18 protein-coding genes and 1 tRNA gene are annotated in these 23,435 nt (G+C 64.6%); 6 read left to right on the top strand and 13 right to left on the bottom strand.

What is annotated here, in order from left to right; genetic code table 11:
* Positions 1-6: 6 nt before the first annotated feature.
* On the bottom strand, positions 7-1,812 hold the full coding sequence (gene kdpA, locus NCR35_RS06430; protein ID WP_250533698.1) for a potassium-transporting ATPase subunit KdpA: 1,806 nt from the start codon (positions 1,810-1,812) through the stop codon (positions 7-9).
* On the bottom strand, positions 1,809-1,904 hold the full coding sequence (gene kdpF / locus NCR35_RS06425) for a K(+)-transporting ATPase subunit F (RefSeq protein WP_244848349.1): 96 nt from the start codon (positions 1,902-1,904) through the stop codon (positions 1,809-1,811). The genes kdpA and kdpF overlap by 4 nt, the downstream gene beginning before the upstream one ends.
* Positions 1,905-2,193: 289 nt before the next feature.
* Between kdpF and xth the strand changes: the two genes are divergently transcribed.
* A complete protein-coding gene (gene xth, locus NCR35_RS06420; protein ID WP_250533696.1) occupies positions 2,194-2,973 on the top strand; it encodes an exodeoxyribonuclease III in 780 nt (259 codons plus the stop codon).
* 14 nt (positions 2,974-2,987) lie between these two features.
* Here xth and ntrC read toward each other — a convergent pair whose 3' ends face one another.
* From ntrC to glnA, 3 genes are all read right to left on the bottom strand, one after another.
* Positions 2,988-4,472 (bottom strand): nitrogen regulation protein NR(I), encoded by a 1,485-nt coding sequence (ntrC, locus tag NCR35_RS06415; protein WP_250533694.1) that lies wholly within the window; start codon positions 4,470-4,472, stop codon positions 2,988-2,990.
* A 149-nt stretch (positions 4,473-4,621) separates the two neighbouring features.
* On the bottom strand, positions 4,622-5,764 hold the full coding sequence (gene glnL, locus NCR35_RS06410) for a nitrogen regulation protein NR(II) (protein WP_250533705.1): 1,143 nt from the start codon (positions 5,762-5,764) through the stop codon (positions 4,622-4,624).
* 167 nt (positions 5,765-5,931) lie between these two features.
* A complete protein-coding gene (gene glnA, locus NCR35_RS06405) occupies positions 5,932-7,347 on the bottom strand; it encodes a type I glutamate--ammonia ligase (protein WP_175939973.1) in 1,416 nt (471 codons plus the stop codon).
* 358 nt (positions 7,348-7,705) lie between these two features.
* Here glnA and NCR35_RS06400 point away from each other — a divergent pair, with 358 nt between their 5' ends.
* Positions 7,706-8,170, top strand: coding sequence for a rhodanese-like domain-containing protein (locus tag NCR35_RS06400; RefSeq protein ID WP_244848345.1), 465 nt, complete (start codon positions 7,706-7,708; stop codon positions 8,168-8,170).
* A gap of 16 nt (positions 8,171-8,186) precedes the next feature.
* Here the strand turns inward: NCR35_RS06400 and NCR35_RS06395 are convergent, their stop codons facing one another.
* The 6 genes from NCR35_RS06395 to hrpA all read right to left on the bottom strand — a co-directional run bounded on the left by NCR35_RS06395 (position 8,187) and on the right by hrpA (position 17,363).
* Positions 8,187-8,876: a copper homeostasis protein CutC gene (locus tag NCR35_RS06395; protein WP_250533693.1), complete on the bottom strand. Its 690-nt coding sequence runs from the start codon at positions 8,874-8,876 to the stop codon at positions 8,187-8,189.
* On the bottom strand, positions 8,873-9,685 hold the full coding sequence (locus NCR35_RS06390; RefSeq protein WP_250533691.1) for a competence/damage-inducible protein A: 813 nt from the start codon (positions 9,683-9,685) through the stop codon (positions 8,873-8,875). Before NCR35_RS06390 ends, NCR35_RS06395 begins: the two co-directional genes overlap by 4 nt.
* Before the next feature lie 29 nt (positions 9,686-9,714).
* Complete coding sequence (locus tag NCR35_RS06385; RefSeq protein WP_250533689.1) at positions 9,715-10,551, bottom strand: EI24 domain-containing protein; 837 nt, start codon at positions 10,549-10,551, stop codon at positions 9,715-9,717.
* A gap of 90 nt (positions 10,552-10,641) precedes the next feature.
* Positions 10,642-11,658, bottom strand: a complete 1,017-nt coding sequence (locus tag NCR35_RS06380; RefSeq protein ID WP_250533687.1) for a sterol desaturase family protein — start codon at positions 11,656-11,658, stop codon at positions 10,642-10,644.
* A gap of 110 nt (positions 11,659-11,768) precedes the next feature.
* Positions 11,769-12,791, bottom strand: a complete 1,023-nt coding sequence (locus NCR35_RS06375; RefSeq protein ID WP_250533686.1) for a YVTN family beta-propeller repeat protein — start codon at positions 12,789-12,791, stop codon at positions 11,769-11,771.
* 156 nt (positions 12,792-12,947) lie between these two features.
* Entirely contained in the window at positions 12,948-17,363 is a 4,416-nt protein-coding gene (gene hrpA, locus NCR35_RS06370; RefSeq protein WP_250533684.1) for an ATP-dependent RNA helicase HrpA, read from the bottom strand.
* Between the two features lie 766 nt (positions 17,364-18,129).
* Here hrpA and argA point away from each other — a divergent pair.
* From argA to proP, 3 genes are all read left to right on the top strand, one after another.
* Positions 18,130-19,500, top strand: a complete 1,371-nt coding sequence (gene argA / locus NCR35_RS06365) for an amino-acid N-acetyltransferase (RefSeq protein ID WP_175939965.1) — start codon at positions 18,130-18,132, stop codon at positions 19,498-19,500.
* Between the two features lie 91 nt (positions 19,501-19,591).
* Entirely contained in the window at positions 19,592-19,864 is a 273-nt protein-coding gene (locus NCR35_RS06360) for an oxidative damage protection protein (protein ID WP_062636188.1), read from the top strand.
* Positions 19,865-20,505: 641 nt separating this feature from the next.
* Entirely contained in the window at positions 20,506-21,981 is a 1,476-nt protein-coding gene (gene proP, locus NCR35_RS06355) for a glycine betaine/L-proline transporter ProP (protein ID WP_250533682.1), read from the top strand.
* Positions 21,982-22,044: 63 nt separating this feature from the next.
* Here the strand turns inward: proP and NCR35_RS06350 are convergent, their stop codons facing one another.
* Both NCR35_RS06350 and NCR35_RS06345 read right to left on the bottom strand, forming a co-directional pair.
* Positions 22,045-22,506, bottom strand: a complete 462-nt coding sequence (locus tag NCR35_RS06350) for a metallophosphoesterase family protein (RefSeq protein WP_250533681.1) — start codon at positions 22,504-22,506, stop codon at positions 22,045-22,047.
* Position 22,507: 1 nt separating this feature from the next.
* On the bottom strand, positions 22,508-23,092 hold the full coding sequence (locus NCR35_RS06345) for a TMEM175 family protein (RefSeq protein WP_244848336.1): 585 nt from the start codon (positions 23,090-23,092) through the stop codon (positions 22,508-22,510).
* Positions 23,093-23,279: 187 nt separating this feature from the next.
* Between NCR35_RS06345 and NCR35_RS06340 the strand changes: the two genes are divergently transcribed.
* Positions 23,280-23,364: transfer RNA gene (locus tag NCR35_RS06340), tRNA-Leu, on the top strand.
* The last annotated feature ends 71 nt before the right edge of the window (positions 23,365-23,435 follow it).

The raw sequence follows: 23,435 nt of genomic DNA, 5'->3' as shown, positions 1-23,435 counted from the left end.
TCGAAATCAGTGAGCGGCGATCATCGTCAGATGCTCGACGACAGGCCCGAGCGCGAGCGCCGGCACATACGTGAGCGCGCCGACGAGCAAGAGCGTGCCGAGCAGCAGCACCACGAAAAGCGGTCCGTGCGTCGGCAAGGTGCCGGCGGTGACGGCGAGGCGCTTTTTCGCCGCGAGCGATCCCGCGATCGCCAGCACCGGCACGATGGAGCCGAAGCGGCCGAGCCACATCGCGATGCCGAGCAGCACGTTGTAGAACGGCGTGTTCACCGAGAGGCCCGCGAACGCGCTGCCGTTGTTGTTCGCCGCCGAGCTGAACGCGTACAGCACTTCGGAGAAACCGTGCGCGCCCGGATTGGCGATGCCCGCCGTGCCCGATGCCGTCAGCACGGCCACCGATGTGCCCGCGAGCACCAGAAGCGGCGTGAGCAGGATCGCGATGGACACCATCTTCATCTCGAACGATTCGATCTTCTTGCCGGCGTATTCGGGCGTGCGGCCGATCATCAGCCCCGCGACGAACACCGCGAGCAGCGCGAAGACGAGCATGCCGTACAAGCCGGAGCCGACGCCGCCGAAGATCACTTCGCCGAGCTGGATCAGGAGCATCGGAATGAGGCCGCCCAAGGGCGTAAGCGAGTCGTGCATCGTGTCGACCGCGCCGCAGGACGCGGCGGTCGTCGCCACCGTGAAGATGCCCGACTGCGCGATGCCGAAGCGCGTCTCCTTGCCTTCCATGTTGCCGCCCGCTTGCAGCGCGCTCGCGTGGGTATCGACGTGAAGCGACGCGAAGAGCGGATTGCCCGCCTGCTCCGCCGATATCTCGCCGACGCAGGCCGCCGCGAACGCGATGGTCATCGCCGCGAGCACGGCGTAGCCCTGCCGCCTGTCGCCGATCATGCGGCCGAACACGACGCACAGCGCGGCGGGAATGAGCAGCATCGCGATCATCTGCATGAAGTTGGAGACCGGCGTCGGGTTCTCGAACGGATGCGCCGAGTTCGCGTTGAAGAAGCCGCCGCCGTTCGTGCCGAGCATCTTGATCGCTTCCTGCGACGCGACCGGGCCCATCGGCAGCGACTGCTTGTCGGCTTTCATGTCGCGCATAAGCGGATTGCCGTGGGCATCTTTCACCGCGTTGCCTTGCGCGTCCGTCTGCGGTGACTGATAGCTCGTGACTTGCAGCGTCCATACGTCCTGATACGGCCTGAAGTTCTGAATCACGCCCTGGCTCACGAAGACGAGCGCTAACACCACGGCGAGCGGCGCGAGCACGTAGAGCGTCGTGCGCGTGAGATCGACCCAGAAGTTGCCGATGGTCTGCGCGCTGTGCCGCTTGAAGCCGCGAATCAGCGCGATGACGACCGCGATGCCGGTCGCCGCCGACAGGAAGTTCTGCACCGTGAGGCCGAGCATCTGCGCGAGATAGCCGAGCGTGCTTTCGCCGCCATAGTCCTGCCAGTTCGTATTGGTGACGAAGCTCACCGCCGTGTTGAACGCGGCATCCGGCGTCATCGCGGTCATGCCTTTCGGATTGGCCGGCAAGACGTGTTGCAGGCGCAAGAGCGCATAGAGCGCGAGCGCGCCGAGCGCGTTGAAGAGCAGCACCGCGAGCGCGTAATGCTTCCACGACATCTCGGCATCAGCATCGACGCCTGCGATGCGATACAACGCGGCTTCGAGGCGCTTCGTCTTGCGCACGACAGCCGACGAGCCGTCGAGCACGTCGGCGATGTATCGCCCGAGCGGAATGGCGAGCGCGATCAGTACGACGATGAACAGCGCCGTCTGCGTGAACGTGTTGGCGTTCATTCGAGGTCCTCCGCGCGCAGCAGCGCGTACACGAGGTAGGCGAAAAGCAGCAGCGTCGATGCAGCCGCGAGCCAGATCATCCATGCGGTCATGCGCGCGCTCCCGGCAGACGGCGGCGCAAACGCTCGCAGCCCACGGTCAGCGCCGCGCACAGCCCCCAGAACAGGGCGATGCCGGCGACGTAAAGCAGGTCCATTGTTCGGTTCTCCTCTTGTGCATTGGACGCCTGCAAGAGTAGAAGGACCGGGATAAAGGGCGTGGCAAGAGATCGCGCGGCGGCGTAAAAATCGCGTAAACGAGCGCGTCAGAGTGCGCAAGCGTCGTGGCGTTATCATTCCGGCTTCGATCGACACTCAAGAAGCCGCAGGCCATCGCCGTCACATGAAAATCGCCACCTGGAACGTCAACTCACTCAAGGTCCGTCTTCAGCACGTCACCGACTGGCTGCAACTCTCGCAAGTCGACGTGCTATGCCTTCAGGAACTGAAGCTGCCCGACGAGAAGTTCCCCCGCGCAGAACTCGAAGCCGCCGGATACAAAAGCTGGTTCGCGGGACAGAAGACGTATAACGGCGTCGGCATTCTGGTGCGCGACGGCATCGACGTGCACGACGCTACCGTCGTGCGCAATATCCCCGGCTTCGAAGACTTGCAGCAGCGCGTGATTGCCGCGACGGTGAACGGCGTGCGCATGGTGTCGGCGTATTTCCCGAACGGGCAGGCGCCCGGTTCCGAGAAATTCGCGTACAAGATGCGTTGGCTGGATGCGCTGCGCGAATGGCTGAGCGAAGAGATGATGCAGTATCCGAAGCTCGCGCTGCTCGGCGATTACAACATCGCGCCGGAAGACCGCGACGTGCACGACCCGAAAGCGTGGGAAGGACAGAACCTCGTTTCGCCGGAAGAGCGCGCGCATTTCATGCAGCTCGTCGGCCTGGGACTCACCGACGCCTTCCGCAAGTTCGAGCAGCCGGAGAAGCTCTTCACGTGGTGGGACTACCGCATGATGGCGTTCCGGCGCAACGCGGGCCTGCGCATCGACCACATCCTGCTGTCGTCGGAGTTGTCGGCGCTGTGCACGTCATGCGAGATCGACAAGGTGCCGCGCAAGTGGGATCAGCCGTCCGACCACGCGCCTGTCGTGGCGACGGTCGGCTGCTGATCCGCGCCATGTCGTCACGCGTCGAGATGCAGTTCCTGAATCTTGCGCGTGATCGTATTGCGGCCGATGCCTAAGCGCTCCGCCGCCTCGACCTTGCGCCCGCGCGTGAAGTCGAGCGCCTCGCGGATCACGGCGGCTTCGAAGCGGCGCGCGAGTTCGTCCATGACATCGGCGGAATTTTCGCGCAACAGCCGCGCGACTTCCGTGCGCAAGCCGTTTTCCCACACGCTCGCCGGCACGCCCGCTGGCGGGGCCGAAGCCGGCGCAGTCGCAGGCACGGCTGACCCGTTCTGCGCGACCGCGCCATCGGTCGATACGGCAATGCTCTCCGGCGTCGCGTCCTGCCGCGGCGTGAGATCGGGCGGAAGGTCCTTCTGCTCGATTACTTGCGCGGGCGCCATCACCGTGAGCCAGTTGCACAGGTTTTCGAGCTGGCGCACGTTGCCGGGAAAGGGCAGCGACGCGAGATAAGCGAGCGCGCTGTCGGACACGCGCTTGGGCTCGACGCCCAGATCGCGCGCGCTCTTCTGGAGAAAGTGCCGCGTGAGCAGCGGAATGTCCTCGCTGCGTTCGCGCAGCGCCGGCAGACGCAGGCGAATCACGTTGAGGCGATGGTACAAGTCCTCGCGAAACAGGCCCTGCCGCACGCGCGATTCCAGATTCTGGTGCGTCGCCGCGATCACGCGCACGTTCGCGCGCAGCGGATTGTGGCCGCCGACCCGATAGAACTGCCCGTCCGACAACACGCGCAAAAGCCGCGTTTGCAGATCGAACGGCATGTCGCCGATTTCATCGAGAAAGAGCGTGCCGTTCTCTGCCTGTTCGAAGCGGCCCTGCCGCATGGCCTGCGCGCCCGTGAACGCGCCACGCTCGTGGCCAAACAGTTCGGACTCCAACAGATCCTTCGGGATCGCCGCCGTATTGAGCGCGATGAACGGTCCGTTGGCCCGCGGGCTATGTCGGTGCAACGCGCGCGCGACAAGCTCCTTTCCGGTGCCTGATTCGCCGGTGATGAGCACGGTCGCCGCCGAATGCGACAGGCGGCCGATTGCGCGGAACATGTCCTGCATCGCAGGCGCTTGTCCCAGCATCTCGGGCGTCTCGGTCACGCGCTCGTCGTACGCGGCCTCGCCGCGCATGCTTTCGTCGACGGCGCGGCGGATCAGTTCCACGGCCTTGTCGATATCGAAGGGCTTGGCGAGATATTCGAATGCGCCGCCCTGAAACGCGGCGACCGCGCTATCCAGATCGGAAAACGCCGTCATGATGATGACGGGCAGTCCCGGCAGCCTGTCGCGCACCGTTTGCAGCAGTTCGAGCCCGGAGCCGCCGGGCATGCGGATATCGGATACCAGCACTTGCGGGCTTTCGGTTTCGAGCGCGGCAAGCGCGTCGCGCACGCCCGAAAAACTGCGCGTCGTGAAGTTCTCTCGTGCGAGCGCTTTTTCGAGCACCCAACGGATGGATTGGTCGTCGTCTACTATCCAGATCGGCTTCATATCGTTCGGCGAGAAGTCTTCGTGTGGTTCGGTGTATGCCCGTCGAAACGGTCAGGCTTCGTGGCTTCGCGCGAGAATCGCGGCCCGCAGTCTGGTGAATGTCGATGTTGGTTGATTCGCGTGTCAGTTCCCGATGTCAATTTCCGGTGTCAATTTCCGAACGGCAGCAAGATGGCGAACTCGGTGCAGCCCGGCTTGCTCTCCACTTCGATCAGTCCGTCATGCTGCTGCACGAAAGACTGCGCGAGCGTGAGGCCGAGGCCGCTTCCGTCTTCCCTGCCCGACACGAGCGGAAAGAAGATGCGGTCGCGGATATCGCCGGGAATGCCGGGACCGTTGTCAGTGATATGCAAGTCCAGTGCCAGTTTGTGCAGGCGCTTGCCGATGGTCACCTTGCGCGCGATGCGCGTGCGCAACTCGATCTTCGCGTCGCCTTGCGAGATGCGCTCCTTGAGCGCCTCGGCCGCGTTGCGCACGATGTTGAGCAGCGCCTGAATCAGTTGCTCCTTGTCGCCGCGCAGGTCGGGCACGCTCACGTCGTAGTCGCGTTCGATCGTGAGGCCGCGCGGAAACTCCGCGAGGATCACCGCGCGCACGCGCTCGCAGACTTCGTGAATGTTGACGTCGCCGACGATATGCGGATGCCGGTGCGGCTCCAGCAAGCGATCGACGAGCGTTTGCAGGCGGTCCGATTCCTTGATGATGACCTGCGTGTATTCGCGCAACTCGTCGCGTTCGCGCCCGCCAAGCTCGAACTCAAGCAGTTGCGCCGCGCCGCGAATGCCGCCGAGCGGATTCTTGATCTCGTGTGCGAGATTGCGGATCAGTTGCTTGTTGACCGCCGTCAGATCGTGGATGCGCTCTTCGCGATCCGTGCGCAGATGGCGCTCGTTCTCAAAGAGTTCGAGCAGCACGTAATCGGTCGCGGCTTCGAGATACGCGACGATCGCATGCACGTGAAGCGGCTCGCGCCCCGCGCGTTCGAGCGCCGCGTCGAGCCGCGTCGCGTTGAAGCGGTTCTCCGCGATGGAAGCGATAGTCGTCGCCAGTTCGTCGGCGTTCGCGAAGAGTTCGGGCCAATGCGTCTGCATCAGTTGCTTGCGCGACATCTCCAGCATCGACTCCGCCGACGGGTTCGCGTACGCGATCCTCAGATTGCGCTTGTCGAGCACGAGCACGACAGTCGGCAACGCTTCGAGGCCGGGCAGCAAGCCCGTCGCGGCGAGTTGCGTGTCGTCGGAGAGCGCATCGGCGTGACCCTTTCGCGCCTTGATCAGATTCTTGAGCACCATCGTGCAATGATTGAGGTCGTTCGTGCTACCGATCTTCTTCTCGTTGCGTGACAACCGCGAGCGATTAAAAAAGGGACGGCGCGCCGACCCTTTTCCGTCGTTCTTCATGACATGCGGCGAGCGCGCCTCATCGAATTGAAATCAACGAAACGCGCTGCCTTCATGCGTTACAGCGAGTAGTACATCTCGAACTCGATCGGATGCACCGCCTGACGATAACGCTGCAGCTCGTTCGTCTTCAGTTCGATGTACGCGTCGAGCATCGAATCCGTGAACACGCCGCCGCGCGTCAGGAACTCGCGGTCGCCGTCCAGCGCGTCGAGCGCCTGATCCAGGCCCGCGCAAACGGTCGGGATCTTCGCGTCTTCTTCCGGCGGCAGGTCGTACAGATTCTTGTCCGCGGCTTCGCCCGGGTGAATCTTGTTCTGCACGCCGTCGAGACCCGCCATCATCAGCGCGGAGAAGCACAGGTACGGATTCGCGAGCGGATCCGGGAAGCGCGTTTCGATACGGCGGCCCTTCGGGTTGCTGACGTGCGGAATGCGGATCGACGCCGAACGGTTGCGAGCCGAGTAAGCCAGCTTCACGGGCGCTTCAAAGTGCGGCACGAGACGCTTGTACGAGTTCGTACCCGGGTTCGTGATCGCGTTCAGCGCGCGCGCATGCTTGATGATGCCGCCGATGTAGAACAGCGCGAATTCCGACAGGCCCGCATAGCCGTTGCCCGCGAACAGGTTCTGGCCGTCCTTCCAGATGGACTGGTGAACGTGCATGCCCGAGCCGTTATCGCCGACGATCGGCTTCGGCATGAACGTCGCCGTCTTGCCGTACGTGTGCGCGACGTTGTGGATGATGTACTTCATCTGCTGCAGCCAGTCCGCGCGCTGAACCAGCGTCGAGAACTTGGTGCCGATTTCGTTCTGGCCCTGGCCCGCCACTTCGTGGTGGTGCACTTCGACCGGAATGCCGATTTGTTCGAGCAGCAGACACATTTCCGAGCGGATGTCCTGGAACGTGTCGACAGGCGCTACCGGGAAGTAACCGCCCTTCGTGCCCGGACGGTGGCCGGTGTTGCCGCCTTCGAATTCCTTCGCCGACGACCACGGCGCTTCTTCCGAGCCGATCTTCACGAACGTGCCCGACTGGTCCGTGTTCCACTGCACCGAGTCGAAAATGAAGAATTCCGGCTCCGGACCGAAGAACGCGGTGTCGCCGAGGCCCGAGCTCTTCAGATACGCTTCAGCGCGCTTCGCGAGCGAACGCGGGTCGCGCTCGTAGCCCTTGCCGTCGGCCGGCTCGACCACGTCGCAGGTCAGAACCAGCGTAGATTCTTCGTAGAACGGGTCGATGAACGCGGTGTCCGCATCCGGCACGAGCAGCATGTCCGACGCTTCGATACCCTTCCAGCCGGCGATGGACGAACCGTCGAAAGCGTGGCCGCTTTCAAATTTGTCTTCGTCGAATGCCGAGACCGGCACGGAAACGTGTTGTTCTTTGCCGCGCGTGTCGGTGAAGCGAAAATCGACAAACTTGACGTCCTCGTCCTTGACGAGTTGCATGACGTCGGCCACGGATTTACTCATTACCTATCTCCTGATTAACAAAAGTCGGCGAATCGCTCCGCCGCCTCGACCAATTCTGCACTGCCGTTTCAATCGAGGGTGAAAAAAGCAGCTTCTATGCCATGCGCGTTATGCGCCGGCTAAATGATTGATGCGACGGCGTTTTTGAAGCAGGCGCCAAACGCGTCCGGTTGTGGGACGCCGCCCGGGCCAAGCCGCTGGCACCATACAGGTGCATCCATCCTAGCACGGCCATCTTGGTGCACTTCCATTGTGCTCGTCTCGATTCCTGCACCGAAAAAGTGCTTGAGATGTTCCGGGTTGCACGCGTAGCCGCCAAGCTAGAATCAATTCTTTAAGCGAACGGAGACACCTCGCCATGAGTACGCTCGACCAACTGTACGGCAAAGCCGCGAGCCGGGCCGCCGAGAACAACCTCACCTACGCAGGCGCGCTCTTGCCCGCCGAAGCCTTCGAATTCCTCCAACTGGAACCGCGCGCTCGCCTCGTCGACGTGCGCACGCGCGCGGAACTCGACTGGGTGGGCAGGCCCGCGATCAACGGCGAGCAGTACGCGCACATCGAATGGATCCGCTATCCCGGTTCGGTGCCAAACGCTGAGTTTATCGAACAATTAAGACAAATCGCCACTCCGGATACGCCGCTCGTGTTTCTGTGCCGCAGCGCCGCGCGCTCGAAGCTTGCCGCCGTCGCCGCGCAGAATCAGGGGTTCACGAAAGCCTACGACCTGCTGGAAGGCTTCGAAGGCGACAAGGACGGTCAAGGGCACCGCAAAACGGTGTCGGGATGGTGCTTCCGCGGATTGCCGTGGATCGGGGCGTGACGCGGCGCGTCGGGCGCTAGCGGTCGAGCAATGCCCGCGCGCGGGCGACCGCGGCTTCGTCGACGGGCGCGAGCCCTTTGCCGCCGATCCGCACGCCCGAGCCGAAATGCACCGCCCGCACGCCTGTCGCAGCGACGAAAGGCGCGACCGCGTCGACGGTCAAGCCCGCGCCCGCGAGCACGGTGCAATGCGTGCCTTGCGAACGTTCGACGAGCGACCTGATCTGCGCTTGCGCTTGCAGCACCGACGGTTGGCCGCCCGACGTCAGCACGTTCGTGATGGCGTCGATGCCGAGCAGCGTGTCGAATGCGGCGGATAAATCGCGCGCCTCGTCGATCGCGCGGTGGAACGTGAGCGGCAAGCCATCGGCGGCCTCGATCACGCGCGAGAGCGCATCGGTATCGATCTCGCCGTTTTCGCGCAGCATGCCCACGACGATCGCATTCGCGCGGCTCTTCGCGATGGCGCGGACGTCGCGCAGGATGACGGCCAGATCGTCGGCATCGTAGACGAACGAGCGGCTATGCGGCCGCACGATCACGTTCACCGGAATCTTGACCGCATCCACGACCGCTTCGATCAGCCCGATGCTCGGCGTCAGCCCGCCCTCGCCCATCGCGGTGATCAGTTCGATGCGGTTCGCCCCGCCGCGCTCGGCGGCGCGCGCGTCCGCGACCGTCGTCGCGATGACTTCGAGCAGGATCAACGCGCGTCCTCCGGCGGCACTTCGACGACTTCGCCGCCCAACGCCGCCACGCCTTCGCGCAGCGCCTCGAACGCGGCGTTCGCGCGCTCGGGATCGCCCTTCACGCCCAGATCGATGTGCGGCCGCGCGTACAGCGCGCCGCGCGCCGCATCGCCGACGCTCGGCAAGCTAAACGCCCGCACGCCGGCGAAATCGCGCTCGATGGCGACCATCAGCGGCGTGATGCGCGATTCCGGCAGCCCGAAGACGAGCAGCGAACGCTCGACATACGGCGTCGCGTGGTGCAGATGCGCGTATTTCGTGTCGAGCACCCATTCGATCATCGGCCACGCCATGACTGGAAAGCCCGGCACGAAGTGATGGTCGCCGACCGAAAAGCCCGGAATCTTGTTATAGCTGTTCGGAATGATCTCGGCGCCTTGCGGGAACATGCCCATGTTCAGCCGATGCAGGTTCTCGGGCGAATCGAGATCCGCCGGCTGGTCGCCCGCCATGTCGCGGATGCGCGCGCGGATCAGCTCGGCCGCTTCCGGCTGCAACGCGAGCGGCACGCCGAGCGCCTTGGCCGCGCACTGGCGCGTGTGATCGTCGGGCGTCGCGCCGATGCCGCCCGTCGAAAACACGATGTCGCCCGACGCGAACGTGCGCGCGAGCGTCGCGGTGATGCGCGCGGGATCGTCGCCGACGTATCCCGCCCAGTCGAGCGACAGCCCGCGCGCGCCCAACAGTTCGATGACTTTCGGCAGATGCTTGTCCGTGCGCCGCCCGGACAGGATTTCGTCGCCGATGATGATGACGCCAATGCCCATGAGTGCCTCTTCTTTCTGTTGACTGCCGTTCAGGACTGCGCCGTGATGGCCGGATAACGCGGCTCGTTCGCCCGCAGCCGCGCGAGCGCGTGCAGGCAGTAGTGCGCGAACCACAGCGCCGAAAACACGAGGATGAACGCATACGCCCAGATCGTCACCGCGGCCACGACCGGAAACAGCGGCAGGAGCCAGACCGACCACGCCCAGAGCAGCGTCGGAACGGAGCTCAACAATCCGCTCACGATGCCGATGGCGAGCAGCGGCCAGCGCGATTCGCGCACGATCGCGCGCCGTTCGTCGGGGCTCGCGTGCATGGCGAGCGCGTCGTAGGTCATCACGCGATACGTGAGCCAGCCCCACAGGAGCGGCGGAATCAGCGCGAAGAAAGGCGGGATCAGCCAGAGCGGCAAGGTCACGACGAGCGCCGCGAGACACACGATGGTCGTCAGCACCGAATGCCCGAGGCTGCCATACCACGAGCCGCCGCGCCGCGCTTCGAGCGTCGCATAGTGGCCCTTCGGAGGGCGCGTGAGCAGCTTGACGACGCCCGGCATCGAAAGCGTGGCGATCAGCAGCAGCACCGTCACGACGATCAGCGGAATCGTCACGATGACGACGAGGAACGGCGCGATGACCGCGTGCAGCGACGAAAAGCCGACGGCGTCGAACAGGCGGTACATCGCGGAGGTCAGCGCCCAGCCGTCGAGCCAGCCGTTCGCCGCGCCGGTGAGCGTCTGCCAGAAAAACCACAGGATCGCGCCCCAGACGGCGGTGGCGACCGCGAACGGCATCAGCGTGAGCCAGAGCATGCGCGGATGGAACACGTTCGCCAGCGCGCGCACGAACGAACGCAGCAGATCATTCATGCGTCGTGATGAGTTGTTTGAAGAGTGAAGCGACAGGATAAACCAGCGCGGGTTCGGCGCGCTGGCAACCACTTGAAAGCGATTGAAAGCTCAGAGGGCAGCCGGCCGCTTGCCGGAATCCGCCGCGCGCCGTGCCGCAAGCCGCGCGCCGATGCGCTTGAACGCGAGCCAGTGCTGCTCGAAGAAGCCGTCACCGTAATTGACGGGCGCCAAGCCCGGCGCGCCCAGTTGATCGCGGATGCCGGTCGGCTCGACCGTGCGGTCGAACGACGCCGAGCGGAACAGGATGTCCCAGAACGAAAACAGCACGCCGAAGTTGCAGCCGTACGCCGTGCCTTCGTGACCATAGCCGATCGCGTGATGACGGCGATGGAACGCGGGACTCACGATCAGCCGGTCGCCGAGCCAGCCGAAATGCAGGCGGATGTTCGCGTGCTGCACGCTCTGCATCAGGTTCGTGATGGCGACGAGCACGACGAACTGCGACGGCTCCACGCCGATCACGAGCGCGACAGCGGCGAAAAAACTCGCTTGCAGGACATCGTCGAGCAGGTGGTTGCGGTCGTCCGACCACAGTGACATCTTCTGCTGGCTGTGATGCACGGCGTGCAGTTCCCACCAGATGCCGAACCGATGCTCCAGCCGGTGATACCAGTAACCGGCGAGGTCCAGCAGGATCAGATAGATGGCGAAGGTGACAAGCGGCTGCGTGGTCACGCCGGGCCACAGATTGTCGATTTCGAGCGTCGGCACGCTGTGAATGCGCAGCCAGCTTTGCACGGAATCGAAAATAGGCTGAAAGGTGAAGAAGAAGAACAGATTGAGGATGCCGAGCTTCACGATCCACGTATAGAGCACGTCCACGCGCACGCCCTTGCGGTCCTTCCATTGCTCGGCGGGGCGCAAGGCTTCCAGCGGACGCAGGATCGCATACATCGCGATCACTTCCAGCACGCCGACGATCACCCAGTACAGCGCGTCGTACGTGTCTTCGTCGTAGTCCATCATTCCGATCTTGAACAGCAGCGGCTGCACGACGTCCACGTACAACGTGGTCTGCACGGAAGAGACGAAGCTGTCGAGGGACGAGAGAATGACGTGAAACATGGTGCTCCGTGGAAGTCTGCCGGCCCTGGGAAATGACGCCCAGCGGCCCGTGACTCAATCGTAGTACAGGGCGCCCGCAAGCGCCCTTCTGTCACCGTTCGCCGCCGCGTTCAGGCGCCGTTCGGCGCGGTGACCGGCGCGCGGTCGAGGAAAAAGATGCCGTGCGGCGAACGTCCCACCGCGATGGTCTGGATCAGCTTGCGGTTTGCAAGGTCGATCACGCCGACATGCTTCGCGAAGCGGAACGTCACCCAGAGATACTTTTTATCGGCGGAAAGTTCCATGTCGTCCGGTCCGGGCAAGAGACCGGTGATATCGCCGACGTTCGTGAGCGTGTCTTCGTCGATGATGCTGATGGTGTTCGCCACGCGGTTCGACACGAGCACATGCTTGCCATCCACCATCGAGCGGAAGTTGTGTGCGCCTTTGCCGGTCGTGATGGTCTTCACGACCTTCTGGTTGCGCCAGTCGACGACGGCCACATAGTCCGCGCCCGTCATGCCGACGAGGAGGAACTTGTCGCCGGGCGTCAGCCAGACGCCGGCCGGCACCTTGCCGACCTTCATCTTCCACTTGACCGTCTGCGTCGGCAGGTCGATGGCCGCGATCTCGCCCGACACCTGAAGCGAGATGAACGCGGTCGTGCTGTCGTTCGAAAACGCGATGTGGCTCGGCATGGTCGCGAGCGGCAGGCGCTTGGCGAGGCTCAGGTTCTTGCCGTCGTAATGGTAGATATCGAGCCGGTCGAGGCGCAGGCCGGTGGACACGAACCACTTGCGGTCCGGCGAGAAACCGATCTGATACGGGTCCTCGATGTCCTGCACCCAGCGTTGCACCGCGCCCGTTTTCGGGTCGACGAACATCAGGTTGTTCGACACCGAATTCGCGACGATCAGCGACGAATTGTCGGGCGTCGGCATCAGGTGATGCGGCTCTTTGCCGGTCGGCACCGTGCCGATGACCTGATGCGTGTTTTCGTCGATCAGGCTCAGCGTGGCTTCCGCCGAATTGAGGACGATGACGTTATTGGCGAATGCCGCGGTCGCGGCAAACGCTGCGACGGCCGGAACCGCGAAGCGCGCGGCGCGGGCGACGGCCGCGCGGAGGCGGCCGGAGAAGAATGTGGAGCGCATGAATGTACACGTCGGAAAGCAGGCGTCATTGTAGAACGTTTGCATGCTCCAACGCGTTGACGATGCGGCTCTTTTTGCGCAATACGGTGCGCGTGCGCAAGAAATGCCGTCTGTTGGCGCAGCTTTCCGCCACGTTCGCGCAAGAACGCGGCCGCGTCACCGCTGCATCGATTCCCAGACCTTGTGGAGGCGTTTCACCGATATTGGCATCGGCGTGCGCAATTCCTGCGCGAAGAGCGACACGCGCAGTTCTTCCAGCAGCCACCGATACTCCGCGAGCCGCGCATCCGCGACGCCGCCGCGCTGCGACAACGTCCGCTGATACTGCTGCACGAGCGGCAGCAATTCCGCCATCAGGCGCGCGTCGCGGGCGGCGTCGGCCTTCAGCTTGTCGATGCGCAGCGCGATGCCTTTCAGATAGCGCGGGAAGTGCGCCAGCTGCGCGTACGGCGTATCGATCACGAAGCGTTTGCCGATCAGCCCGCTCAACTGCGCCTGCATGTCGGCGTAGGCGGTGGCGAAGGGCTTCGCCTGCGCGAGCTTCTTCGTGAGCGCGGCGTATTCCGCGAGAATCGTCCCGGCGAGGCGCGCGATTTCGTTCGCCAGCAACGTGAGGCGCCCCTTCGCGGCGTCGCGGCGCGCGTGAAAGCTGGCGTCGTCGTCGGGCAGCGGGTCTTGCAGGCACGCGCGATCGAGCGCCGTCTCGACGATCTGGTCGCGCAATTCGTCGGCGGTGCCGAGCGCCATGTACTGCATCGACATTTCGCGCAGGCCCGGCAGATTCTTTTCCAGATAGCGGATCGGCTCGCGCAATTGCAGCGCGAAGAGCCGCCGCAAGCCCGCGCGATGAATGCGCGCCGCTTCCTCCGGCGAATCGAAGACTTCGACATCGCAGTGCGTGATGCGGTCCACCAGCGCCGGATAGCCGAAAAGCGTCTGCCCGCGCCGGCGGATTTCCAGCAATTCGGGCAGCTTGCCGAAGTTCCACGTCGTCAGGTTTTCGTAGAGCGCGGTGCTTTCGGCGGGCGCGGCCTGCGCGGCCGGTACGTTCGAATCGCCCCCATCGCCGCCATCGCCCGAAAGCGCGTCAAGCGCGACGCTCGCCGCTTCCGCCGTGAGCTTCTGAAAGTACTGCTGCGCCTGTCCGCCGAGTTCCCCGCGCAGTTGCGCGAGATTGCGGCCCATCGCGAGTTGCCGGCCGTGTTCGTCGATCACCTTGAAGTTCATGAACAGGTGCGCGGGCAGCGTTTCGAGCTTGAAATCCGCGCTTTTCACGGCGATTTGCGTCTGTTCGCGAATATCCGCGATGAGCGCGTCGATCAGCGCGCCCGCGCCGAACTTCGGCCCAGCGTGACGCTCCGCGAAAGCGGCTGCGTATTCCGGCAACGGCACGACATGCCGGCGCAGCTTCTGCGGCAGCGACTTCAGGAGCAGTTGCGTCTTCTCCTTGATCATGCCCGGCACGAGCCATTCGACGCGGCGCGCGTCGATCTGATTCAGCCCGTAGAGCGGCACCGTGAGCGTCACGCCGTCGCGCGGCGCGCCCGGCTCGAAGTGATACGACAGCGTCATCTCGATGCCCGACATCGTCATGCGCTTCGGGAACAGATCGGTCGTGACGCCGGCGGCTTCGTGGCGCATGAGGTCGTCGCGCGACAGGAAAAGCAGTTGCTGCCTGCCCTCCTTCTTCTGTTCGTCGCGATACCACCGCTCGAACGCCGCGCCGGTCCAGATGCCTTCGGGCACGAGGGAATCGTAGAACGCGTAGATCAGTTCGTCGTCGACCAGCACGTCCTGGCGGCGCGACTTGTGCTCCAGTTGCTCGATGTCCGCGACCAGCTTGCGGTTATGCGCGAAAAACGGCAGACGCGTGTCGAGCTCGCCTTCGACGAGCGCGCCGCGAATGAAAAGCTCCCGCGCGTATTTCGGGTCTTGCTTGCCGAAGCTCACGCGCCGCCGCGCGTAGACCGTGAGGCCGTAGAGCGTCGCGCGTTCGAACGCGACGACCTGCGCCGCCTTCTTCTCCCAATGCGCGTCGGAGAGCGACTTCTTCAGCAAATGCGCGCCGACCGTTTCGAGCCATTCCGGTTCGATCTTCGCGATGGTCCGCGCATACAGCCGGCTCGTCTCGACGAGCTCGCCCGCCATCACCCAGCGCCCCGCTTTTTTCAGCAGCGCCGAGCCCGGCCACAAATGGAACTTGATGCCGCGCGCGCCGAGATAATGCGGCTCGTCGTCGGCCTTCACGCCGATGTTGCCGAGCAGGCCCGTCAGCAGCGACAGATGCACCTGCTCGAAGGTCGCATCCGATTCGTTCAGGCGCCAGCCATGCTCGCGCACGACGGTCAGCAATTGCGAATGCACGTCGCGCCATTCCCGCAGCCGCACATGCGACAGGAAGTTCGCGCGGCACGCGTCGGCGAGCTGTTTGTTCGACTTCTTGTGCGCGACGGCTTCTTCGAACCACTTCCAGATGCGCGTCCATTGCAGGAATTCGGAACGCTCGTCGACGAACTGGCGATGCTTCTCGTCGGCCTGCTCCTGCGCTTCGATCGGCCGGTCGCGCGGGTCCTGCACCGAGAGCGCGGAGGCGATCACGAGCACTTCGGTGAGCGCGTGATGATCGCGCGCGGCGAGGATCATGCGGCCGACGCGCGGATCGAGCGGCAGGCGCGCAAGCTCGCGGCCGAGACTCGTCAAGGCGTTGTCGTCATCGACCGCGCCGAGTTCGTTCAGCAATTGATAGCCGTCCGCGATCGCGCGCCCTGGCGGCGGCTCGATGAACGGGAACGTCTCGATTTCCGTCAGATGCAGCGACTTCATGCGCAGAATCACCGACGCGAGCGACGAGCGCAAAATCTCCGGATCGGTGAAGCGCGGGCGCGATTGAAAATCCGCTTCGTCGTAAAGCCGGATGCACACGCCGTCCGCCACGCGCCCGCAACGGCCCGCGCGCTGGTTCGCCGCCGCCTGCGACACCGGCTCGATCTGCAACTGCTCGACCTTGTTGCGGTACGAATAGCGTTTCACGCGCGCGGTGCCCGTATCGACGACATAGCGGATGCCCGGCACCGTCAGCGACGTTTCCGCGACGTTCGTGGCCAGCACGATGCGCCGCGCGTTCGACGGCCTGAACACGCGCTCCTGCTCCTGCGCCGACAGGCGCGCGAACAGCGGCAAAATCTCCGTATGCGGCGGATGGTGCTTGCGCAGCGCCTCGGCGGCGTCGCGAATTTCGCGCTCGCCGGGCAGAAACACGAGCACGTCGCCGGGGCCTTCGCGGCAGAGTTCGTCGACGGCATCGACGATGCCTTCCATCAGATCGCGGTCCGTCCTGCGGTCGCTGCGCTTTTGCGGCGTGCCTTGCGCGTTCTTGATCGCCTCGCTTTCCTCTTCGATCGGGCGATAGCGGATTTCCACCGGATACAGCCGCCCGCTCACTTCGATCACCGGCGCGGGCTTTTCCTCGCTGCCGAAGTGGCGCGCGAACCGCGCGGCGTCGATGGTCGCGGACGTGACGATCAGCTTCAGATCCGGGCGCTTCGGCAGGATTTCCTTCAGATAGCCGAGCAGAAAGTCGATGTTGAGGCTGCGCTCGTGCGCCTCGTCGATGATGATCGTGTCGTAGGCCTTGAGCAGCGGATCGGTCTGCGTTTCGGCGAGCAGAATGCCGTCGGTCATCAGCTTGACGGACGCGCCGGGCGCGAGATTGTCCGTGAAGCGCACCTTGTAGCCGACGACTTCGCCGAACGGCGTGCCGAGTTCCTCCGCGATGCGGCGGCCTGTCGCCGAGGCCGCGATCCGGCGCGGCTGCGTGTGGCCGATCAGGCCCGCGCCGCCGCCGCCGAGGCCACGACCGAGCGCGAGGCAGATTTTCGGCAGCTGCGTGGTTTTGCCGGAGCCCGTTTCGCCGCTGACGATGACGACCTGATTCGACTCGATGGCGCGCGCGATCTCTTCGCGGCGGCCCGAGACGGGCAGCGCCTCGGGGAACGTGATCGGCGGGATGGGGTTCGGCGTGACGGTGCGGGGTTTGTCGCGCTTGCGGTCGGGGCGGGCGTTGGCGTTGGCGTGGGCTTCGGCGCGCGGCCTGTCGGCGTGGTGCGGATTGCGCTCGGCCGGCGTTGTGTCCTGCGTTGCGATGCGGTCAGCGCGTTCGGCGGCGGCCGCGTGCGTCTGCTCGTCGGCTTTCGCGCGGCGGGCCTCGCGATGCGATTCGCCGTCGTCGGCACGGGGCGCGTCGTCCGTTTCGACGACCGACGATGCCGCCTCGCGTTCCTGCGACCGAGCGCGCTCCGATTCGCGCTGATTCGATTGCGCCGGCTTCTGCGCGTCCGCAACAGCGGGCGATTGATCCGCGCGATGCCGCTCCACCGCGCTCGCACCGCGCCGGCCGGGCTGCTCGACGTTCGTGCCGTTCCTTGCGCTGTGGCCAACGTCCGACTGGTCCGCATGACGCGGCTGCGACGCGCTCGTTTCGCGCTTATCCGACTGTGCCGATCCCGCGCCGCGCACAGCAGGCGATTGCGTTTGGCGACTCGGCTCCGCCGCCTCTGCGCCGCGTCGATTCAATTGTGCCGGGTTCGCCGCGCGTTCCGCGTTCGAGACAGCCGCTGGTTGCGCCGCGCGATTGGGCTTCCTCGCGCCGGCACCGTGTTGGTTAGATTGCTCGGGCTTGACGACGCTTTCCGCGCCGAATACACCGCTCGATTGAATCGCCCGATCCGACCTCGGCGCATCCGCGCCGCGTTGGCCCGGCTGTGCCGCACCTGCGCTGTGCTCCGCGCTTCGGCCAGTTCGCGATTGCGTTGCGCGATCCGACTTCGGTGCAACTGCGCCGCGTTGATCAGAAGGAACCCGCTTCGCAGCATCGTCCGTGCTTCGGACAACGGGCGACAATGTCCCGCGATCAGACTTCCCCGATGCCGGGTCACGTTGGCTCGCCTGTACGGGCCGTGCGGCGCTTTCCGCGCTCGACACAGCAGCGCGATGCGTCTTCGCAGCACCCGATCCGCGCTCGCCCGCGCTTCGCCCTTTGGAACCCGCGTCGCCCGATGACTTCGGCGCGCGCCCTGCGCCCGCATCGCGCGAAGGCTGCGTCGCTTTCGCTCCGCCTGCCGGCGCCTGCGCCCCCGCAAAGCGCCGCGCCGCCAGCTCCTTCTTGCTGAGCCCGGCGGATTCGCCCGGCGCCTCGTCCGGCCGCGCATCGCGCAACAGGTTCTCGCGCAGTTTCTTCAACTGCTCCTGAGCGGTGAGGGTCTTATCGGCGGACTGCGGCTGGCCCGGCTGAACGGGGCGTCTGGAAACATTCGGCATAGCGTCGCATTATAATCCCGGCATGAATTCCCAAACCGACCTCACCCTCGCGTCGCAGCCGCCCGCAAGCGAAGCTGACGCGCCGACTTCCCTCGGCCAGTTCGTCGACTGGATGCGCTCCGTGGCGCCCTATATTCACGCGTTCCGGAACAAGACGTTCGTCGTCGCGTTCGGCGGGGAACTCGTGCAGGAAGGACGGCTCAACGCGCTGGTGCAGGACGTCGGCCTGCTGCACGCGATGGGCATTCAGATCCTGCTCGTCCACGGCTCGCGTCCGCAGCTGGACGAACAGTTGAGCCTGCACGGCGTCGAGTCGTCGTTCTCGCATGGACTGCGCATAACGGATGCCCGCGCCCTCGAATCCGCGAAGGAAGCCGCCGGCGAAGTGCGTCTCGACATCGAAGCCGCCATCAGCCAGGGCCTGCCGAACACGCCGATGGCGCACGCGCACATCAGCGTCGTGTCCGGCAACTTCGTGACGGCGCGGCCGGTCGGCATTCTGGATGGCGTCGATTTCCAGCACACGGGCGTCGTGCGCAAGATCGACGGCGACTCGGTGCGCCAGTCGCTCGCGAGCAACAAGATCGTGCTGCTGTCGTCGCTCGGCTTCTCGCCGACGGGTGAAGCCTTCAATCTGTCGATGGAAGACGTCGCGTCCGCCGCTGCCATCGCCCTGCGCGCCGACAAAATCATCTTCGTGACCGAGATTCCGGGTCTCGTCGATCAGGAAGGCGCACTGGTGCGCGAAATGTCGCTGGACGACGCGTACCGCCTGCACGAATCCGGCGAATTGCAGGGCGACACCGCGTTCTATCTGAAGCACGCCATTCGCGCGTGCCGCGGCGGCGTGGCGCGGGCGCACATCATTCCGTATGCGCTCGACGGCAGCGTGCTGCTCGAACTGTTCCTGCACGACGGCGTCGGCACGATGATCTCGTACGAGAACCTCGAAAGCCTGCGCGAAGCCACGCCCGACGACGTCGGCGGCATTCTCACGCTGATCGAGCCGCTCGAAGCCGACGGCACGCTCGTGCGGCGCGGGCGTCACCAGATCGAGCGGGACATCGATCACTTTTCGGTCATCGAGCACGACGGCGTGCTCTTCGGCTGCGCGGCGCTGTATCCGTACACGCAGGAGCGCATCGGCGAGATGGCGTGTCTCACGGTCGCGCCCGAAGCGCAAGGTTCCGGCGACGGCGAGCGGCTTCTGAAGCGCATCGAGCAGCGCGCCCGCGCGCGCGGTCTCACCCGCATCTTCGTGCTGACGACGCGTACCGAACACTGGTTCCTGAAGCGCGGCTTCGTGAAAGTGACGGTGGACGACCTGCCGGAAGACCGCCGCCGCCTCTACAACTGGCAGCGCAAGTCGCTCGTCTTGATGAAACAGCTTTGAACTGACAACGGACGCGCGCCGCGCGTGTCCGGATTGCAAATCATGGAACCGGTAGGCCACGCCGACACCGGTCGATAAAGGAGAAACACAGATGGCCCGAATGGTTCAATGCGCAAAGCTCGGCAAGGAAGCCGAGGGACTGGACTTTCCGCCGCTGCCGGGCGAACTCGGCAAGCGTATCTACGAGACGGTCTCGAAGGAAGCGTGGCAAGGCTGGCTCAAGCAGCAGACGATGCTCATCAACGAAAATCGCCTGAACATGGCCGACCCGCGCGCGCGCCAGTATCTGCTCAAGCAGACGGAGAAGTATTTCTTCGGCGAAGGCGCCGATACGGCCTCGGGCTACGTGCCGCCGCAAAGCTGATTTCCGGCTCGCGACCGTCGCAAAAACCGACCCTTCGAGGTCGGTTTTTTATTGCCCTCAGGTACCGTTTAGAACATCGGAGACCGAGGACACGATTAGGCGCAATCCTAAGTCCAGTAAGGGATTGCGCCGCTCCCGATGCGCCCGGAAATCAGGCCGGTTTGCAGATCGTCTGTCATCGTGTTATCATCTTGCTCGTTATCAACAGCAATTCACCATCATTCACGCGCGGCCTGCCCGGCATACCGTTTATCGGGTAACGCGTGGTAGTGACAGTTTTTATACAAAGAGGCTTGTCGGTTAAGCAGTACGCCGGCCTTTTTCGTTCCAAGCCTTAGTTTTCGCCGACGTTGCGGTTCCACCCGCGGCTGCCTCCCGGCTTGCCGTCCGCGCGTCCAATTCGTTTGTTTTATCCGAGTGCAATTTCGCGACTTCCACCGCGAGGCACCGGCACCGCTTTTCTTCGATCGTCAGCTTCGGGCCACTGTCCGACGCTCGGCGGAGCCATTCGCTCTCGTTCCGACGATCGCAACGGCTCGCGGCGCCGTCGCGAAACTGCACTATCCGGCCCATGCGCTGCTCAGGCGGCGCGCCCGATGCTTTTCGCGAGCATCCGGCACTCGACACGGAGTCTTCAACGTATGACCGCCCTAAACGACGGCCTCTGGCGCAAGCGCCAGGCATCGAATCAAGCTAACGGACTTTCCCTCGACGACATCACCATCGTCGATCAATCGCTGCTCAAGCGCGCGGTCGGCGCCATGGCCATCGGCAACGCGATGGAATGGTTCGACTTCGGCGTGTACAGCTACATCGCCGTGACGCTCGGCAAGGTGTTTTTCCCCTCGTCCAGCCCGACCGCGCAGTTGCTCGCCACCTTCGGCACCTTCGCGGCGGCGTTTCTCGTGCGCCCGCTCGGCGGCATGGTGTTCGGGCCGCTCGGCGACCGGATCGGCCGCAAACGCGTGCTCGCGATGACGATGATCATGATGGCCATCGGCACATTCTGCATCGGCCTGATTCCGAGCTATGGAAGCATCGGCGTGATGGCGCCGGTGCTGCTGCTCGTGGCGCGCCTCGTGCAAGGCTTTTCCACGGGCGGCGAGTACGGCGGCGCGGCGACGTTCATCGCCGAATTCTCGCCGGACAAGAAGCGCGGCTTCATGGCGAGCTTCCTGGAATTCGGCACGCTCGTCGGCTACGTGCTGGGCGCGGGCGTCGTCGCGGTGCTCACCGGCGCGCTCTCGCAAGATGCGCTCTTGAACTGGGGCTGGCGCATTCCGTTTCTCATCGCGGGGCCGCTCGGCCTGATCGGTCTGTATATCCGCATGAAGCTCGAAGAAACGCCGGCGTTCCAGCGCGAAGCCGACAAGATGGAAGCGACCGCGCACGAAACGACCAAGGCGCAGTTCCGCGAAACGCTGCTCGCGCAATGGAAGCCGCTGTTGCAATGCGTGGGCCTCGTGCTGATCTTCAACGTGACCGACTACATGGCGCTCTCGTATCTGCCGAGTTATCTGTCGGCGACGCTCAAGTTCAACGAGACGCATGGCCTCTTCATCGTGCTCGTGGTGATGGTCCTGATGATGCCGCTCACGCTTCTCGCCGGGCGCCTCTCCGACACCATCGGCCGCAAGCCGGTGATGCTCGCGGGCTGCGTCGGACTGCTGGCGCTGTCGGTGCCGGCGCTCTCGCTGATCCGCATGGGCACGGTGCCGTCGATTTTCGCGGGCATGATGATCCTCGGCGCGCTCTTGTCGACGTTCACGGGCGTGATGCCGTCGTCGCTGCCCGCGCTCTTCCCGACGAAGATCCGCTACGGCGCGCTCGCCATCGGCTTCAACGTGTCGGTGTCGCTCTTCGGCGGCACGACGCCGCTCGTCACGGCATGGCTCGTCGGCAAGACCGGCAATCTGATGATGCCCGCGTACTATCTGATGGGCGCGTCGGTGATCGGCATCGTCTCGGTGCTCGCGCTGCACGAAACGGCGAAGAAGCCGCTGAAGGGCTCGCCGCCCGCGGTCGCCACGCACTCCGAAGCGCATGCGATCCTGCGCGGCCATCGCGAGGCGGCGGAGATGGACGACGGCTTCCCGGAAGGCACCGTCCGCGCGTAAGCGACTGCCTGCTGGAAACAGGAGCGCGAAAGGCCGGCGTCTGCGAAGACGCCGGCCTTTTTTTCATGCGATGAGTGTGACGATGCGCGCTTCGATCCCCGCCTCGCCGATGTCGAGCAGGCCGACGCTGATCGGCAATTTGAAGCGGCGCGGCCCCGCGCTGCCGGGATTCACGAAGAGCACGCCGCCGCGCCGCGCGACGACCGGCTTGTGGGAATGCCCGGTCACGATGACATCCACGCCGTCGAGCTTATCTGGAACATCGGCGATATCGTGCACGACGTGGATCGTCGCGCCGGCCACTTCGATGCGCGCGTGCTCCGGCAGATGCGCGACGCTCGTGGCGATATCGTTGTTGCCGCGCACGACGGTCAGCGGCGCGAGTTGCGCGAGCGCGTCGAGCACCTCGTGCTTGCAGATATCGCCCGCGTGAATGATGTGCGCGCAATCGCGCAGCGCGTCGAGCGCCTCGGGGCGCACGAGATTGTGCGTGTCGGAGATGAGACCGATGCGCGTCGTCGGCAAGTCAATGCTCCTCGCTCGCGAGCATGCGCTCGATGCGCCGGTCCGGCACGAGCCAGCCCGCCGCGACGACCGTATAGATGACCGCCGCGATCCACGGCTGCCAGAACGACGCGGCAATCGCCAGCAGATACAGCAGCACCGACAGCTTGCCCTTGCGGTCCGCGCCGACGGCGCGTTCGAGCCGCGCATTCTCGCCGTGCATGGAAATCAGCACGCGCGTCAGGATGTACCAGGCAACGGCCGTCATGAACAGCACGAAGCCGTAGCACGCGGTCGGCACGGCGCTCAGATGGCTCTCACCCATCCAGTTGGTCGTGAACGGAAAGAGCGACAGCCAGAAGAGCAGATGCAGATTCGCCCACAACGCCGAGCCGTTGACGCGCCCGATGGCGTGCAGCAGGTGATGATGATTGCTCCAGTAGATGCCGACATAGACGAAGCTCAACACGTACGCCGCGAGCACGGGCACGAGCGGCGCGAGCGCGGCGAAGTCGTGGCCGTGCGGCACCTTGAGTTCGAGCACCATGATCGTGATGATGATGGCGATGACGCCATCGCTGAACGCTTCGAGCCGGGTTTTGCCCATCGTGGGTCCTTGCGCGTGATCGACGGCCTGCCGTTGCGCGCGTTCTCCGGCGCGCCGGTCCGTCGGCGATTATGCGTGAGGCGCGCGAGGTTGTCGAATGGCTTTCAATACGCGCGAGTTTGCGGCCGATCGCGCGTCGTCGCGGTTTTGGCGCGGCCCGGCGCAATGGTAGAATCGCGTCCGCCCTGCCGGGGTGATGAAATTGGTAAACATAGCGGACTTAAAATCCGCCGCCTCACGGCTTGCCGGTTCGAGTCCGGTCCCCGGCACCAGGTCTGCATCGTGTTTCATAACGAATAAAAAGAACGGATTTGCAACGGCAACTCACGCCATAAGGAGACTT

This window comes from Caballeronia sp. AZ10_KS36, assembly GCF_023631105.1.
Classification (GTDB): domain Bacteria; phylum Pseudomonadota; class Gammaproteobacteria; order Burkholderiales; family Burkholderiaceae; genus Caballeronia.
The sequence above is the reverse complement of the archived record's forward strand: the minus strand, read 5'-3'. Positions and strand labels throughout refer to the sequence as shown.